At 58.4% G+C, this 15,676-nt stretch carries 17 protein-coding genes; 4 read left to right on the top strand and 13 right to left on the bottom strand.

Translation table 11 applies throughout. The annotated features are described in order from the left end of the window. Nucleotides 1–361, top strand: a 361-nt coding sequence (locus GO988_RS20750; RefSeq protein WP_157569206.1) for a T9SS type B sorting domain-containing protein, incomplete at its 5' end; no start/stop codon positions are given. Nucleotides 362–376: 15 nt separating this feature from the next. Here GO988_RS20750 and GO988_RS20745 read toward each other — a convergent pair. Next, complete coding sequence (locus tag GO988_RS20745) at nucleotides 377–1,351, bottom strand: arginase (RefSeq protein WP_157569204.1); 975 nt, start codon at nucleotides 1,349–1,351, stop codon at nucleotides 377–379. Nucleotides 1,352–1,573: 222 nt separating this feature from the next. On the opposite strand from GO988_RS20745, the gene GO988_RS20740 reads away from it, so the two are divergent. Both GO988_RS20740 and GO988_RS20735 read left to right on the top strand, forming a co-directional pair. Next, complete coding sequence (locus tag GO988_RS20740; protein ID WP_157569202.1) at nucleotides 1,574–2,995, top strand: type III PLP-dependent enzyme domain-containing protein; 1,422 nt, start codon at nucleotides 1,574–1,576, stop codon at nucleotides 2,993–2,995. 143 nt (nucleotides 2,996–3,138) lie between these two features. Continuing rightward, nucleotides 3,139–3,285, top strand: a complete 147-nt coding sequence (locus tag GO988_RS20735) for a hypothetical protein (RefSeq protein ID WP_157569200.1) — start codon at nucleotides 3,139–3,141, stop codon at nucleotides 3,283–3,285. A 179-nt stretch (nucleotides 3,286–3,464) separates the two neighbouring features. Here GO988_RS20735 and GO988_RS20730 read toward each other — a convergent pair whose 3' ends face one another. From GO988_RS20730 to GO988_RS20675, 12 genes are all read right to left on the bottom strand, one after another. Beyond that, complete coding sequence (locus tag GO988_RS20730) at nucleotides 3,465–4,121, bottom strand: HAD family hydrolase (RefSeq protein WP_157569198.1); 657 nt, start codon at nucleotides 4,119–4,121, stop codon at nucleotides 3,465–3,467. A gap of 9 nt (nucleotides 4,122–4,130) precedes the next feature. Then, entirely contained in the window at nucleotides 4,131–6,545 is a 2,415-nt protein-coding gene (locus tag GO988_RS20725) for a transglycosylase domain-containing protein (RefSeq protein WP_157569196.1), read from the bottom strand. Nucleotides 6,546–6,595: 50 nt separating this feature from the next. Further along, nucleotides 6,596–7,030: a hypothetical protein gene (locus GO988_RS20720; protein ID WP_157569194.1), complete on the bottom strand. Its 435-nt coding sequence runs from the start codon at nucleotides 7,028–7,030 to the stop codon at nucleotides 6,596–6,598. Between the two features lie 221 nt (nucleotides 7,031–7,251). Then, nucleotides 7,252–7,620, bottom strand: a complete 369-nt coding sequence (locus GO988_RS20715; RefSeq protein WP_157569192.1) for a hypothetical protein — start codon at nucleotides 7,618–7,620, stop codon at nucleotides 7,252–7,254. Further along, complete coding sequence (locus GO988_RS20710) at nucleotides 7,617–8,021, bottom strand: ribosomal maturation YjgA family protein (protein WP_157569190.1); 405 nt, start codon at nucleotides 8,019–8,021, stop codon at nucleotides 7,617–7,619. Before GO988_RS20710 ends, GO988_RS20715 begins: the two co-directional genes overlap by 4 nt. Nucleotides 8,022–8,048: 27 nt before the next feature. Then, complete coding sequence (locus GO988_RS20705) at nucleotides 8,049–8,849, bottom strand: ferritin-like domain-containing protein (protein WP_157569188.1); 801 nt, start codon at nucleotides 8,847–8,849, stop codon at nucleotides 8,049–8,051. A 133-nt stretch (nucleotides 8,850–8,982) separates the two neighbouring features. Continuing rightward, nucleotides 8,983–10,425 carry a B12-binding domain-containing radical SAM protein gene (locus GO988_RS20700; RefSeq protein ID WP_157569186.1) on the bottom strand — a complete coding sequence of 481 codons (1,443 nt, stop codon included), beginning with the start codon at nucleotides 10,423–10,425 and terminating at the stop codon, nucleotides 8,983–8,985. 24 nt (nucleotides 10,426–10,449) lie between these two features. Beyond that, nucleotides 10,450–10,794, bottom strand: a complete 345-nt coding sequence (locus tag GO988_RS20695) for a hypothetical protein (RefSeq protein ID WP_157569184.1) — start codon at nucleotides 10,792–10,794, stop codon at nucleotides 10,450–10,452. After that, complete coding sequence (locus tag GO988_RS20690; protein WP_157569182.1) at nucleotides 10,787–12,400, bottom strand: DUF4153 domain-containing protein; 1,614 nt, start codon at nucleotides 12,398–12,400, stop codon at nucleotides 10,787–10,789. The genes GO988_RS20695 and GO988_RS20690 overlap by 8 nt, the downstream gene beginning before the upstream one ends. A 47-nt stretch (nucleotides 12,401–12,447) precedes the next feature. Continuing rightward, nucleotides 12,448–12,888: a hypothetical protein gene (locus GO988_RS20685; RefSeq protein ID WP_157569180.1), complete on the bottom strand. Its 441-nt coding sequence runs from the start codon at nucleotides 12,886–12,888 to the stop codon at nucleotides 12,448–12,450. Between the two features lie 193 nt (nucleotides 12,889–13,081). Further along, on the bottom strand, nucleotides 13,082–13,375 hold the full coding sequence (locus tag GO988_RS20680; RefSeq protein ID WP_317164943.1) for a winged helix-turn-helix domain-containing protein: 294 nt from the start codon (nucleotides 13,373–13,375) through the stop codon (nucleotides 13,082–13,084). Next, nucleotides 13,372–14,052, bottom strand: coding sequence for a hypothetical protein (locus GO988_RS20675; RefSeq protein ID WP_157569178.1), 681 nt, complete (start codon nucleotides 14,050–14,052; stop codon nucleotides 13,372–13,374). Before GO988_RS20675 ends, GO988_RS20680 begins: the two co-directional genes overlap by 4 nt. Nucleotides 14,053–14,901: 849 nt before the next feature. Between GO988_RS20675 and GO988_RS20670 the strand changes: the two genes are divergently transcribed. Next, entirely contained in the window at nucleotides 14,902–15,669 is a 768-nt protein-coding gene (locus GO988_RS20670; protein ID WP_157569176.1) for a DUF4197 domain-containing protein, read from the top strand. Nucleotides 15,670–15,676: the final 7 nt, after the last annotated feature.

Below are 15,676 nucleotides of genomic sequence, written 5' to 3'. Positions count from 1 at the left end.
AGTAAGCGCCCAGGGCATCCGCAGCGCACTCAGTAACTCGGTCTGCCAGGACGAGTGTGCCTTCTTCCTGCTGCCCAACATCTTCACCCCCAACGGCGACGGCATCAACGACGTATTTAAGCCCAAGACGGCCAGTGCCGTCACGCGCACCCACATTCGGATTTTCAACCGTTGGGGCCGCAAAGTGTACGAAGGCGACCAGGACCCCTACATCAACTGGACCGGCGGCGGCATGGCCGGCGAAAGCGGCACCAGCGGCCTCGTCTCGGGCGGCATTTACTACTACCTGGCCGAGGTGCAGTTTGCCGACGCCGCCAAAACCACCCGCACCTTCAAGGGCTGGGTTGAGCTCGTGCGCTAGCGCCCTACCCCCTCGCTACCGGCTCACCACTTCCTCCAATCGCAACCGCCGCTCGATAGCGGCGGTTGCTTTTTCTAAGATGTTGAAGGCATTTTTGGCCATCGTGTTCTCGTTGTCGAGCGTGGGGTTAATCTCCACCATTTCGAAGCACACAACCCGGTCATTTTCCAGCAAATCTTGGCACAGGTTTTCGGCCTCCGAGAGGTACAAGCCCTTTTCTACCGGTGTACCAGTGCCCTTGCTAAACTCCGAATCGAGGCTATCGACATCGAAGGAAATGTATACCAAATCGCAGTAGCGCAGGTGCTCATAAATCTCGCGCACGAGTCGGCGCGAGCCTTTAGCCTGAAACTCGTCCAGCTTTATCCACTTGATATTTAAGCGCTCGATGACAGCATTTTCTTCTTCCTCCGTATCGCGCACGGCCACGTATACCAAGTGCTCGGGGCGCAGTTTGGGGCCGGGCTCGGCCAGGTTTTGGAGGCGCCGCCAGAAGAATTCAGTGTCGGCATCGGGCTGGTTGCGTTGGCAGGGCAAGTTGTCCTCGCCCAGGGAGGCGGCCAGCGGCATGCCGTGCACGTTGCCGCTGGGCGTGGTGTAGGGCGAGTGGATATCCGCGTGCGCATCTATCCAGATAACTCCCAGCGTTTTGTGGGGGTAGGCGGCCTTAATACCGGCAATGGTGGCATTGGCGCTGCTGTGGTCGCCGGCCAGCACCAGCGGAAACTCGCCAAAGCGCAGCGTCTGCTCCACAGCGCTCGCAATGCCCTTCTGCACAGTATAAATGGCGTCGATGTGCTTGGCCAAGCGGAACGGGGTCTTGTCGAACAGCACGTGGTTCAAATCCTGCGTCACCACCGAATTATACCGCCGAAAATAATCGGAGCCCTTGTTGAGGCAGGCCACCCGCAGGGCATCGGGGCCCATGCTGGCGCCGCGCGTGCCAGCACCCAGTTCGGAGCGGACTTCAATTAGCTTAATGCGTTTCATCGGAAAACGGGGGTAAGGACATGGGTATGGGCTGCATCGTACCGCCTACCCCCCTCAAGCGGGGGTAGGCGAGCGCTGCCTTGCGGCGCGGGCGCGCCGTAGCCATGTCGCTTCCTTCCATCGGAGGCCGATGCGGAGAGGCTGGACGGTTTCCGGCCCCCGGCGGTACTTTTGATACGCCTGCCGCAAAGGTCGGGCATTTTCGCCGATTTTCCGCCTTCGATGGATACCTACCAGGACCTCATTACCCAGACTTTCGATTTCCCGAACGCCGATTTTCAGGTGCGCGACAACGAGCTGTTTTTCCACGACATTGACCTGATGGCCCTTGTCGAGAAGCATGGCACTCCCTTGCGCCTCACATACTTACCAAAAATTAGCTCCCAAATTCAGCGGGCCAAAAAGTGGTTTGCCAACGGCATCACCGAAACGGGCTACACCGGCTCGTACTCCTACGCCTACTGCACCAAGTCGTCGCACTTTCGCTTTGTGCTCGACGAGGCACTCAAGAACGACGTGCACCTCGAAACGTCGTCGTGGTTCGACATCAGCATTATTCGCTCGCTTTACGAGCAGGGCAAGTTTGGCAAGGATAAGTACATCATTTGCAACGGCTTCAAGCCCGAGGAGTACAAGCGCGACATCACGGCGCTGCTCAACGATGGCTTTGCCAACTGCCTACCCATCCTCGATTCGCCCAACGAAATCGACTATTACGCCGCGCACGTCAACGCCGGCACTAAGGTGAAAATGGGCCTACGCTTAGCTTCCGACGAGGAGCCGCGTTTCCAGTTCTACACCTCGCGTCTGGGCATTCGCTACGCCGACGCGGTGCCGCTCTACGAGCAGCGCCTCAAAGAAGACCCGCGCTTCGAACTCACCATGCTGCATTATTTTATCAGTACGGGCATTAAAGACACGTCCTATTATTGGTCGGAGCTATCGCGCTTTATTCATAAATACTGCGAGCTGCGCAAAATCTGCCCTACCCTCCAAACCATCGACATTGGTGGCGGGCTGCCCATCCAAACCAGTATTCAGCTTGAGTACGATTACCCGTACATGATTGCCGAAATCCTGCGTACCATCCAGCGCATTTGCGCCGAGGAAGGCGTGCCGGAACCCAATATTTTCACTGAGTTTGGTATTTTTACAGTGGGCGAAAGCGGCGCCACGATTTACTCCATTCTGGACGAAAAGCTTCAGAATGACAAGGAGCTTTGGTACATGATTGACGGTTCGTTCATCACGAACCTACCCGATACCTGGGCGCTCAACCAGCGCTTTATCATGCTGGCCCTCAACGGTTGGCAGCGCCCCTACCGCAAGATTCAGCTCGGCGGCCTCACCTGCGACTCGCAGGATTACTACAACTCGGAGAAGCACATCTACCAGACGTTCTTGCCGCAGCTGCAGCCCGGCCGCAACCAGCCCACTACGGATGAGCCCATTTACGTGGGCTTCTTCCACACCGGCGCCTACCAGGAAAGCCTGAGTGGTTACGGCGGCATCAAGCATTGCCTCATCCCGGCGCCTAAGCACATTATCCTCGACCGCGCTGCCGATGGCACCCTCACCGATACCGTATTTGCGCCCAAGCAGGACGCAGCCAGCATGTTGAAAATTCTTGGTTACACGGAATAATAAAAGCGGTTGGTAGGAGGTTAAAAAGGTTGGAAAGTACTATTCGCAGAATCGGCACTCTACTTCCCAACTACCTCACCATCTACGCTTATAGCTCCCTATCTTTGGAACCAAACCGTGTCTTTCTACCCTTTTACGTGATTATGAAAAAGCTCCTTATCCTCGCCGCTGGGGCCGCTACCCTCGGCCTCGGTGCCTGCAACCGCAGCACTTGCCCCGCCTACACTTCGGCCAAAGTCACGGCAGCGCCGATTACGGCTAGCGTTGCTACCCCAGCTGTGCGTCAATAGCTTTCGACTGACCTACTTATAAAAGCTAAAAGCGTCCGACTTGCTTCAGTGCGAGCCGGACGCTTTTGCGTTAGTATCTGGTTTTAATGCGCGTTTTTGTCAAGCGTATAGTACCAATTGCGGCGTTGTAGGCCTTCGGTTGGAGTATACACCGCCACGCAAACGGGTCGCATTAAGGCTCAGCCAAGCACTTTTATCTTCTCCGCTGACAGTTCCGAAAAGTGCTGAATAACCAAGTCGGCCTGGCTTAAATTCTGCAGGGCCGAATGCGGACTGGCGTAGCCCACGCAGTAAATACCGGCGGCCTTGGCGGCGGCCACGCCATTAGCTGAGTCTTCAACGACAATGCACTCGCCCACTGGTGTTTGCGATACAGCTGCAGCGTGCAGGAAGATGGCCGGGTCAGGCTTTGACTGCTCGAAATCTTCGCCGCTCACGAGGTGCGTGAAGTAGGGCGCCAGCCCAAAGCGGTCGAATACCCGCTTGATAGTGGCTTTGGAAGCCGACGAGGCCAGGACCAGCTGCACGCCGTGCTCGTGCAGGTCTTCGATGAGTACGCGCACATTATCGAGCAAATCGAGGCTAGCGTCTTCGTCAAACGACTGGTTGAAGATTTCGCGCTTGCGCTTCATCAGGGTTTCGACGTCGGGTGCGAGGTGGTATTCCTGCTTGAGGTGCTGAAATACGTTGCGCGTCGATTTACCCAAAAACGTGGCGTATTCGGCGTCCGACACTGGAATGCCCAATTCGGCAAACTGCGTAAAAAAAGCGTGGTGGTGCACCGGCTCGGTGTCGATAATGACGCCGTCCATGTCAAAAATTACGGTCCGAATCATGTGCGGTAATTAGTCGGGGGTAGGGGCCGGGGCGGCCTTATCGTTGAGCTGCTCCAGCAGGTTGTCGGCGCTGATGCTATCGACGGCCTCGGCCCGGCGGTGGCGCGGCTCGTACTCGGTGTAGCACACATACTTACGCTTGAGGCCGGCCGGTGCCTTCGGGAACTGGCCGTAGTCGTACGTCAGCTTTTTATCCTGGTAAATCGTCTCCATGTAGCGGCCATATATGGGCAGCGCCATGCGCCCACCCTCGCCCTGCTGCGAGCGGAAAAAGTGGATGCTACGGTCTTCGCCCCCTACCCACACCCCAGAAACCAAGTCTTTGGTAAGGCCCATGTACCAACCGTCGGAGTAGTTGGAAGTGGTGCCGGTTTTGCCGCCAATCTGGTTGTCTTTGTGCCAGAGGTCCTGGAAATCCCAGAGCCCTTGCGAGGTACCACCGGGCTCTTCCATGCCGCCGCGCAGCATGTAGGTCATCAGCCAGGCCGTTTCGGGCGAGATAGCGCGCTTCTGCACCGGGTCGAACTGCTGGAGCACGTTGCCGTTGCGGTCCTCGATGCGCGTGATGAGGCGGGGCGTCGAGCGGAAGCCGCTGTTGAGGAAAGTGGCGTAAGCGTCCACCATTTCGTACACGCTCACGTCGCCAGCCGAGCCCAGGCCGATGCTCGGCACCGGTAGCAACGGGCTAGTAATGCCCACTTTATGCGCGTAGTCGGCCACTTTGCCCCAGCCCACTTTCTCGGTGAGCTGGGCCGTGACGGAGTTCACGGACCGCGCCATGGCCGAGCGCAGCGTCATGTTGATGCCGGTGTATTCGCGGGTTACGTTGTCGGGCTGCCACTGCATAGGCTGCCCGTTTTCGACGTAGTTAATCGTCACGCGCTGGTCGCGAATCCGGTCGCAGGGCGAGTAGCCATTATCTAGGGCCGTGAGGTACACGAAGGGCTTAAATGTGGAGCCCGCTTGGCGCCTACCCTGCCGTACGTGGTCGTACTGAAAAAAGCGGTAGTCGAGCCCGCCCACCCAAGCCTTGATAGAACCCGTGAAAGGGTCCATCGTCATCATACCGGCCTGCAGAAAATGCTTGTAATAAGCCAGCGAATCGAGCGGCGACATCACCAGCGTGGTGTCGTGGTCCGTCTTTTTCCAGGTAAATACCTTCATGGGGCGCTTGGCGTTCAGAGCCGAATCGAGGCGCGCGGGCTGGCCCTTGTAGCGGGCCGCCAGCGACTTATACGACTCAGTGCGCCGCATCTGGCTGAGGATGAAATCGGGAATCTCATTGCCCTCCTCGTCTACCCAGGGGTTTTGGCGGCGGTTGCGCCAGAAGTTATCGAAGCTCTGTTGAAGCGACTTCATGCGCTGGCCCACCGCGTCTTCGGCGTGCTCCTGCATGCGCGAGTCGATGGTAGTATACACACGCAGGCCGTCGCGGTAGAGGTCGTAGCCGTGCTCGTCGCACCACTTATTAGCCGCCTGGCTGATGGCCCCCCGGAAGTACGTATCGGGGCCATCAACGTGTTTTTCAACCTGATAATCAAGCACAATGGGCTTGGCTTGCAGGGCAGCTACTTCGGCGGGCTTGAGGTAGCCCGCCTGGCCTAGGCGTTGCAACACCACGTTGCGCCGCTTGGTGGCCGCTACCGGGTGGAAGCGCGGGTTGAAAGCCGTGGGGTTATTGAGCACCCCAATGAGCGTGGCAGCCTGCTCGGGCGAAAGGCTATCGGGCGAAGTACTAAAAAACGTCTTGGCGGCCACCTTGATGCCAAACGCATTGGAGCCGTACTCTACCGTGTTCAGGTACATCCGCAGAATTTCTTCCTTAGTGTAGCGTCGCTCCAACTCCACGGCCGTCATCCACTCCTTGGTTTTAGCTACCACCACCCCTACCCCCGGCACGTGGCTGAGGCCGCCACGGTTTTCGCTACGCCGGGTTTTGTACAAGTTTTTGGCAAGCTGCTGGCTAATAGTGGAGCCGCCGCGCTTATCGCCTTTCAAGCCATAGTAGATGGTTGAAACCAACGAAGGCGCATCGATACCGGAATGTTCATAAAAGCGGGCATCCTCGGTGGCAATCAAGGCTTTGGTGAGCCAAGGCGACATTTGGCTCAGTGGCACCGGCGAACGGTTTTCGCGGAAGTAGCGCCCCAGCAGCACGCCATCGGCGGTGTAAACTTCGGATGGCTGCTCGACCTTGGGATTTTCTAATTCATCCAGACCCGGCGATTTACCAAATAGGAATAGAAAATTACTTTTTACCAGCAGTGGATAGGCCAGAAAAAGGCCTACCCCAATAAAAAATGAGACCCAGGCTACCCGCACAAGGCGCCGAGTGCCCCGGCCAGGGCGGCGGCCACTGGGGGGGGTAGGGCGGGCCTCAGCGCGCGAATTGGGGGGGACGGGCAGGGTGTTTTCGTCGGCCATGAATGGCAAGTGCAAGAGCGAAGAAGGGCAAAGATACCGCCCGGCCAACGCTACGCGCCTTTGAGTAGTGCCCGCAGGTTGGCGCGCTCGCGGTAGCGCCGGTAGCCAATCTCTAGCAGCGCGGCCAGCGTGAATACCAGCCCTAGCCGGTAGCTCCAGTTGAGGTAGCGCAACTGCCGGGCCGTGGGCGCATCGGTAGCGCGCAGGTAAAGGGCTAGGCCCCAGACTTCATCGATGAGCGTGAACAGCCACACACCGGCCGCGGCGCGGCGGCGATAATTGCCCAGCACCATCACCCAACGAAAGGCATAAAGCACCAAGCCCGGCAGCGCGGCCGGGGCCAGCAGTGGCCGCGCCAGGAGCAGGGGCAGCCCCAGCAAGAAGATGGTTAGCGTTTCTTTAGCGAGTTGCAGGCCCGCCAGCACCCGCCCCAAGGTCGATAGCAGCTTGGGGGAAGGGATAGGGTGGGTGTGCGGGCGGAGCATGGTGCAATATAGGACAAGCGCTGCATAAAATCAGCCTTACTGCCGAGCTCGGTATAGGCCAGGTTATTCGGCCCACTAGCTAGCTTTATCCAACGCAGCTCAGCAATTATTTATGCTTTTACGAGCCTTTTAGTTAACTGGCTAACAAGCGCGTTTTGGGTGGTAAAACGACGCATAAACGAATTTTCAAAACTCGCCCTACCCCTTTCCTACTTAGCCACTTACGCAGCTCCTTGCACCAGAATCTGGAAACGTGGCCCGCTCCTGGTTTCACTCAGCATTACTACCACAATCAGCAGTTCAAACACGAGCAGCCCCACCCAAAAAAAGAAGTGCGCCGGGCCATCCCAGGCCAAGCGCTGGGGCCGGTGGGCCACCGGGTAGGAGTAGGCCAGCCGAATGCCCATAGCTAGCATAAGCGGCACGGCTGCGGCCGTAAGCAACCAGGCAGCCCATGCAAACACGGGCGAAGGCGCCACGCCAGCTTCAGTATAGACGTAAGGGCTGTCGATGGAAATGGCGCAGGCAGTACCGCCCAGCGTTAGCAGCCCCGTACCGAGCCAGGCGGCTAATAACCTTCTGATTTTCATAGCCTGGCCGCCACCAGGCGCTGGGCCAGGAGCCATTCGCCCCCGGCCAACAGCAGCGCGCCCAGCGTATACATCAGCATATCGACCCACGAAAAATGGCTACCTAACACCACCAGCGCCAATCGTATATGCTGCATCCCCAGGTGCGCCGCCAGGTGGAAGTACTGCGAAATTTCGATTGCGTAGGCGAACAGCAGCACGCCCAAAATAGTGGGGCCGCTGGGCACCACGGCCGCGCTTTTTACCAAGCAGTAGAGGAAAACTACGGCCAATAAATCGCCCACGTACGGCCGCACGAAGCGGTCGTGCATAAACGCCGCAATAAATACCTCTAGGCACAGCAGGCAGCCTGCTCCGTATAACCAGCCGGTGCGAGATTCCTTAGCAAGTTCTTGTTTCATAAGTAGTTGTCTTTGAGAAGTCCAGCTCTAGCGAGCAGCGCGTAGGCTTTGGCTAGGCCACTGCCAGGCACCGGCTGGCCCGGCCGCTACCGCGGGGGTAGGCGCCTGGCTGCCGCGCATCACTAGTAGGCCGTCGGGCCGCTGCATTTGCTCCACGCGGGCGTACTCGGTGGCGATGGCCGCGCAGAAGCCCCAAAAACCGTAGCCGCCCGCCCGCAGTGCGCTGCGGGTAGTGGCGTACACAACCAGCGCCGTACCGGCCATAAGCCCGCGGTAAACTTGCTTCCAGAACCACTGGCTCAGCCAGTTGCGCGGGGACGAAAGCTGGCGGATAGCCAGGCAATGGAAGACGAGGTGCATCTCTTCATCGAGCAAAATGCGCCGGCATATCTGCTGCAAAAGCCCCGAGTACGTGGCGTTGAATAAGGCGCGGTAGTAGACGGTGGCCACCACCTCGGCCGTGAGAATAACGCGTACCATGTGCACCAGCCCCAGCGGCCGCCCCAGCCCCCGAAAAACGGTGTGCAGCCAGTGCTTTTGCAGCCGCGGAATACCTTGCTTGTCCATAAACTGGCCCAGCATGTCGGCGTGGCCTTTTTCCTCCTGAATGAAAAGCTGCATGGCCGCCGCGTAGTCGGCATCGCCCAGCTGCTCGGCCAGGGCGGCGAGGTGGTCGCCGCCAGTGCCTTCGCCGCGCTGGAAGGTTTGCAGCGAGCCTTGTACGGCGCGCAGCGTGGCGGGCCCCAACTGGTGCGGGTCGTCCCAGGCAAGGTCGGCAAAGCGGCGGCGGTTGGCCTGGAAATATGTTTTTATGTCACTGAAAGTCATAGTATTGAATTGTTAAAAAGGGCATCAGGCTGACCGTAGGGAAGCCGCTCGCTAGGTGACGTGCGAACGGTGCGGTATAGCGGCTTCCCTGCGGTCAGCCTCACGGCCTTTTGGCGAAGCGCTGTTCACTGAATTAGTGTAGCACTGGCAACTGTAGCAGCATCTCGGGCGGCGTGGTTGCGGGCCCTACCCCTGCTTTCTCATCCGAGCCACGCACCTTACTGAGGATGGTTTCGAGGAGCGGGCGCATGGCGTCGAGGTGGCGAAATTTGATGGCGAAATTCCAGAGCGGTTCAAATTTTTTCCAGCCGCCGGCGTAGGCGAAGTGCTTGAGCTGGTGGCGTAGCGTGTCGTGCACGAGGCTGGCTTTGGCGATATTGGCCCAGGAGTAGAAATCGCGGTAAGCCTGGTCGTAGCCGTTTTTGAGTTGGCGGGCAGTGAGGTGCGGGCCGGGCTGGCACACCACGGTGCGCGTGTCGTACTCGTTCCAGCGGCGGTGCAGCAGGCGGCCCTGGGTCTCCATTTGCTTGAAGAGCGCCGTGCCGGGGTAGGGCGTGGCAATGTGGTAGGTGGCGGTGGTAATGCCCTGGCTCACCCCCCAGTCCACGGTGCGCCGAAACACGTCGGGCCGGTCATCGTCGAGCCCAAACACGAAGCTGCCGTTCACCATAATGCCCAAATTGTGCAGCCGGCGGATAGCGGCCGAGTAGTCGCGGCCCAGGTTTTGGGGCTTGTTGCTCGACTTCAAGTTGGCCGGACTCAGCGTTTCAAACCCCACAAATAAGCTGCGCAGACCCGCTTGCGCGGCTTTTTCGAGCAGGCCGTTGTCGCGCAAGATGCTGTCCACGGTGGCGGCGCCCTGGAAGAGCCGGCCCATGCCGCGCATCCCCTCAAAAAGCCCGGCCGCAAAGCGCACGTTGCCCAGCAAGTGGTCGTCGAGAAAGTAGAGGTGGCGGCCGGGCAGCCGGTCGATTTCGGCCAGCGCATCGTCTACGGTTTGGGTGTAAAATGACTTGCCGCCGGCAAAAAACGCGTCCTTGTAGCAGAAGTCGCAGTGGTGCGGGCAGCCGCGCGTCACCACAATGGAGTTGGGCACGAGGTAGCGCTCGCGCTTAATCAAATCGCGCCGGATGGGTGGCACGCCCACCAGCGTGCGCCCCGCCCCCGACACGTAGCGCGGCTGCGGGTGCCCTACCCCCCAATCGTGCAGGAAGGCCGGAAACGTCTCCTCGCCCGGCCCCAGAAAAATGCTGTCGGCGTGCGGCGCGGCCTCATCAGGCAGGCTCGTAACGTGCAGGCCGCCCAGGCACACGTAGGCACCGCGGGCGCGGTAGTGGTCGGCCAGGGCGTAGGCCCGGTAGGCGTTGGTGATGTACACCTGAATGATAACTAGGTCGGGCGCATCGTCGAGGCGCAGCTTTTCGACGTGCTCGTCCTGCATGTCGGCTTCCCAGTCGGGGGGTAGGTAGGCGGCCAGCGTGGCTAGCCCCAACGGCGGAAACAACGAGTACTTGATGGGCCGCCAGTAGGGGTTGGTGGCCTCGGTGAGGGCGGGAAGAATGAGTTTGACTTTCATTATTATATGTTCATTTACAGAGCATTAAGACAGAAAAGCCAATAGAAGCAAAAAAAGCATTGAACAGGTCAGCTGAAACAGCACCAAGATTCCAAGCCAACTGCAAGCCAGTATTTTCAGCCAGAGTGGAGCAATAGCTTCTTTCCAGCCAACTAGTACCCAACCCCTTAGCACTGCGTAGCGCCATATCAGTAGGTGGGCAGCCAGAAAGCCAAATAGAAGAAATAACAGTTCAACTGATTCTTCGCCAGCCCATTGCGAGAAGATATAGATACCTCCCCACCAGCAGCCCAAGCAACTCGCAGCCCAGCAGGTACTGCTGAGTAGCCATTCCTGCACCGTGCCGGGTTTTGCAAAGGGATTATTCATGGCCTGCTATTGCTGAATAAGCCTGCGCCGCGGCGCCCGTGCGGCTTTGCCAGTCGTGCAGGGGGTAGGCGCGCCGGAATGTCGCCAGTCGCTCGCGGAGCCGCTGGTGCGCTTCGGCGGGGGTAGTCGGGTGGTAGTAGCCATCTTCCTCCTCCGACACCAGGGCCGGAATTTTGTCGAGCAAGCCTTCGTGCTCGGCCAGCACCGGCAGCACGCGGGGCGGCATAGCCAGCAGGAAGCCAATATCGAGGCGTGAGAAACGAGCTTGCAGGTTGTACTCGGCAATCCAGATTTCCCAGTTGCCGGCCGCCAGCAACAGCAGCACCGCGTAGGCCGCCCACGAGTTGAGCCGCACCAAGCTAAAGGCCGAGCGCCGCTGCCAAATTTTGAGCAAAACCGTGCCTAGCCCAAATACCGTGAGCAGTAGAAAGCCATACACACCTATGCGCTTATAAGCCAGACCCGTGTACTCGATATAGTAGTAGTTGCGTAGGCCTACCGACACGGCCAGCACCAGGTTTTGCGCTACCCACAGCGTGGCGCCCCAGCGCAGCAAGGGTAGGCCGGGCTGGTAAAAGTTGAGGTTGCGCCGGAAAAACCACAGCATGATACCGGCTGCCAGCAAGATGCTAAAAATCAGCACGTAGGTGCCTTCGTGCACAAACTGTGTGAGGTCGAAGCCCGGCGTAGGCCGGAAATCAACCCATATCCAGCTGATATCAACGGCGTTCACCAGCAGGAGCAGCGCATTGAGTAGGCCTAGACTCACGACGGCCACCAGCCACTCCTTGCGCAGGTCGAGCAAGCGGCGGGTGGTAAGCGCGAAGTTGGGCCGGCGCACGGCTAGCGAAGCCACGCCGTCGCGCTGCCGCCGCACAAACTCCCCGAAGCGCGACTCGTGGTCGCTGAAGAAATGCAGCGGTACCACTACCAGCGCCCCAGCCGCCCCTAGCAGGCACAGCATAAAGAACAGCACGTGCAACACCGAGATGGCCTCGAACAACTGGCCTAGCCAGTCGCCCAACAACCCCCAAAACCGGTTGCTCAGCGCCGCATACTTCGGGTTGGCCACGGCAAATAAAGACTGGAAAACAACCAGCGCCAGCAGCGGCACGCCCAGCATGCGGCCATAAAACCAACCGCGGCTCAGCCGGGCGCCTAGTTGGCGCGGGGCGCGCACATTGCCTAGCACGGCCGCCACTGCCGGCAGCACGCCCGCCATCGCCGTAAGCACGGCGTAGCCTAAAAGCCGCAGCTGCGGCTGGTTTACCAACCCTACAAGCAGTAGTCCGGAAGCCAGGGCCGCTAGCAGGGCCGCTCCCGAGCCGTACCAAGCCACCAAGCCACCGCTAACCAGGCAGCCCACCACCACTACCCAAAAGCCCGTAGTGCGCCGCACCGGTGCGTAGCGAGGCAGCAGCGCCAAGTGCGCCACCACTAGAAACACCATGTACACCAGCACATTGACGCCCGCCGCTTGGCGCCAGAATAAGTAGTCGCTCAGCACCGCGCCCAAGGCCAGCAGGCTGCCCAATAAGGTAGAAATTCGGTAGGTTGGCGCGGTTGGGTCGGGGGCTGAGGCAGCCCAGGAAACACTGGTTTGCATGTTTAAAGAACTTTGCTTTTCAAAGTATATAGGGCAAAAAAAGAGGTTTACTCGTGCAGCAATTGATTTTCTCCAGATGCAGAAGGGACTTTGTGAAAATCACTAACTGTGCATGAGATGAGCACCGATATGAGTTGCAGGGCACACAGCGCCGTGCCTAACCAATAAAGAGCTATTAATAGGCCTACATTAGCCATTGAGTCGGCGCTAACTGCGTCCTTTTGGAAAAATTGGGCCCAAAAAACCTCGTGGCTTAGACTTAGGCTCGCCAGCAGCAGGATGAAACCACGCCCTACCCGCCGCCGCAACTGCCGCCACCGCAGCGCATACAGCACTAAGCCAGGGACACCAAAGCCGAAGAGGATACCGAAAAATAGTGACCCATCGCACAGCAGTAAGACGATGTTGATGGTATCCTTCACTTGCATCAGTGCGGCTAACCAGCAGGCGTTCCGGACTATATCCTGCCACGGGTCGTAATCCTCCATGAGGGGCGGCGGCTGGGCCGCGATGGGCAGTAAGGCTGGGGGCGTTGCTTCCAAAAAATTAGTGTTATGCATTTTCCTTTTTATTTAAAGTACTTTATTTTGCAAAGTGAAAGACTAAAAAAAAGGCTACTCAAGTAGCTTCGCCACAGTGCAAGCTTGGCAAGTCTGCCCTGTGGCGTTAACTATCATACACCTAACTTCTTAATAACTTCTCAAGAGCTGCTAAGTGTTGTTGAAAAGCTAGCTTGCCTTCGGTAGTGGCGGCATAAGTGGTATTGGGCTTCTTCCCAACGAATTGCTTGCTAACCAATACGTAACCCGCTTTTTCGAGAGCGGCTACGTGCGAGGCCAAGTTGCCATCGGTGAGGTCGAGGCTTTCTTTTAAGTCGTTGAAGCTCACCAATTCATTGGCCAGCAGCACTGCCATTACGCCCAGCCGCACGCGGTGGTCGAAGGCTTTGTTGAGGGTGTGGATGGCGTACTTCACGGGGCAATATTCGCCCGGCCAGCGGCAACTCTAGCCGGCCGTTCGTAGCGGTTATACATCAGTAGGCCGTAGCCAATATGCCCCAGCCCGAAGCCCGCGCCAAAGAGCAGCAGGCCGTAGCCCGGCACCAGCAGCGCCACCAGCCCTAGGGCTATTTGGGTTAGCCCCAAGTACCTAATCTCGTCCAGGGTGTACTTGCTGCCGTTGAGCAAAGCCAAGCCGTAGAACACGAGCATGCCCGGCACTACCAGCTCCACGGCATTGCTGAGGTAGAGTTTGAGGCAAAAAAGCCCGCCTGCCGCTACCGGAATAAGCAGCGCCACCAACAGCCGCCGGGCCGGGGCCGTCCACAGCGAGCGCAGGCCGTCGCGGCGGGTGCGGCGTAGCGTGAACACGGCAGCTACCAGCACAGCGGCCGCCATCATGGCCAGGGCCAGGCCTAGCAAAAATGGTAGGGCCGCCAGCCGCTCGGCTTCCGAGGTTTGGAACAGCCGCTGGTAGCCTTGCTCACCGTACTCTTGGCGCAGGTAGTAGTGGCCGATGGCTGTGCCCGCCAGCGCCACCACGCCCGCCCCTACCCCACTTAAACCGCTGAGGGACAGAAAGCGCGAACTGCGCTCCATAATGGCGCGGATTTCGGTGAGTTGGGCAAGCGGGTCTTGAGCGGCGGGCTTCATGCGGAGCGGTGAAGTACTTTGTAATGCAAAGCTAATACGAAAGCAGGTTATGTTGGTTACTTCATTTGACTAAATCGAACAAAGCTGATGCCTGCCCCTACCCCCGCCGCTTTAGCCAGCCGGCAATTTAAACTTACATTTTGGAGTGGTGTGGGGCTAGTGCTGCCCTTAAGCTTAGCAGTGGCGGTACTCATAAGTGGCCCTATCCACGCCAGCTGGCCAACCGGCGAACCGCCGTATGCCCTACGCTTGGTGCGGTATACCAGCGGCTTTTTTTGGAGCAGTTTTAACGATTGCCACGCTGCCAGCTCTAGCGTTTGGTTGGCTGCGCCAATGGCCTATGCGCTGGCTGCTACGGCCCTACTCGCTGCCCGTTTCTGGCCTTAAAATGGTGGGGGCATTGCTAGGCATGCTGGTTCTTTTTGAAGTTACCGTAGGGGTGGGCACACTGGGCTGCCAGGCCGGGTACCACATAAGCTTCATTATGGCGTACCGCGTGTGCGCAGGCTTTAGCTTGCCGTGGCTGCTGGGTTCGCTGTGGGCGACGTGGCGCGTACTGCGCTCCCCAAGCCTCGGCGAAACAATGGCTTAGCTTTTTCTTTCCAGTAGTTGGCGCGGTTCCTACCCCCCCTTACCGGCGGTAGGGAACGGCATTTCGGGGCTGCGCTGCCCGCCCAATTCACCCACCTATTATTCCCGATTGCACCTAGCTCAGAGGCGAGCCATACAAGTTTGGTACAGCTTTTGGCTAGGAGTAGGGCACTTGCCAAAGCTGGCCGTGGTTGGGTAGCTCGACGGTAATTTGTTTACTCAACGTTTACTTTGTTAACATCCGCTTCTCTTTTACTTATGAAAAATCGTTTGCTGCTCGCACTGCTATTCGTTGGCATTTTTGCCCAAGTTTCAGTAGCCCAAACCGTTACTATTCCTGGCCTGGGTGGCTTTAAGCTCCCAAGCACCAAGAAAACTACGACTACCCCTACTTCTTCCACCGCCGTAGGCGGCCTCACCAGCAACGAAGCAGCCAGTGGCCTCAAAGAAGCCCTGCTGCAAGGCATTAGCAAAGGAGCCGACCAAGCTTCGCAAACCGATGGCTTTAATCTTAACAAGCTCATTCACATCCCTTTCCCACCCGAAATGCAGCGCGCCGCCTCTACCCTGCGCGGCATTGGGCTGGGCAGCCAGGTCGATAAGTTTGAGCTGTCGCTGAACCGCGGCGCCGAGGACGCAGCCAAAAGCGCCAAGCCAATTTTTATCAATGCCATCAAGAACTTGACTTTCAGCGACGTGTGGAATATCCTGACGGGCCAGAAGGACGCCGCTACGCAGTATCTGAAGCGTACTACCACCAGCCAGCTCACCACGGCATTTATGCCCATTATGCAGCAAAGCCTTGACAAAGTGGACGCTACCAAATATTACTCGACCCTCACGACTACTTATAACAAGCTGCCGCTTGTGACGCCCGTGCAAACCGACCTTAACCAGTACGCCACTGGCAAAGCCATCGACGGCTTGTTCACGCTCATCGCGCAGCAGGAGGCCGATATTCGGGAAAACCCCGTGGCCCGTACTACCTCACTCCTTCAAAAGGTATTTGGCATCGGCGGAAAGTAGTCGCGCT

The organism is Hymenobacter ginkgonis (assembly GCF_009755225.1).
Taxonomy (GTDB): Bacteria; Bacteroidota; Bacteroidia; order Cytophagales; family Hymenobacteraceae; genus Hymenobacter; species Hymenobacter ginkgonis.
This window is presented reverse-complemented; position numbering and strand designations above follow the sequence as displayed.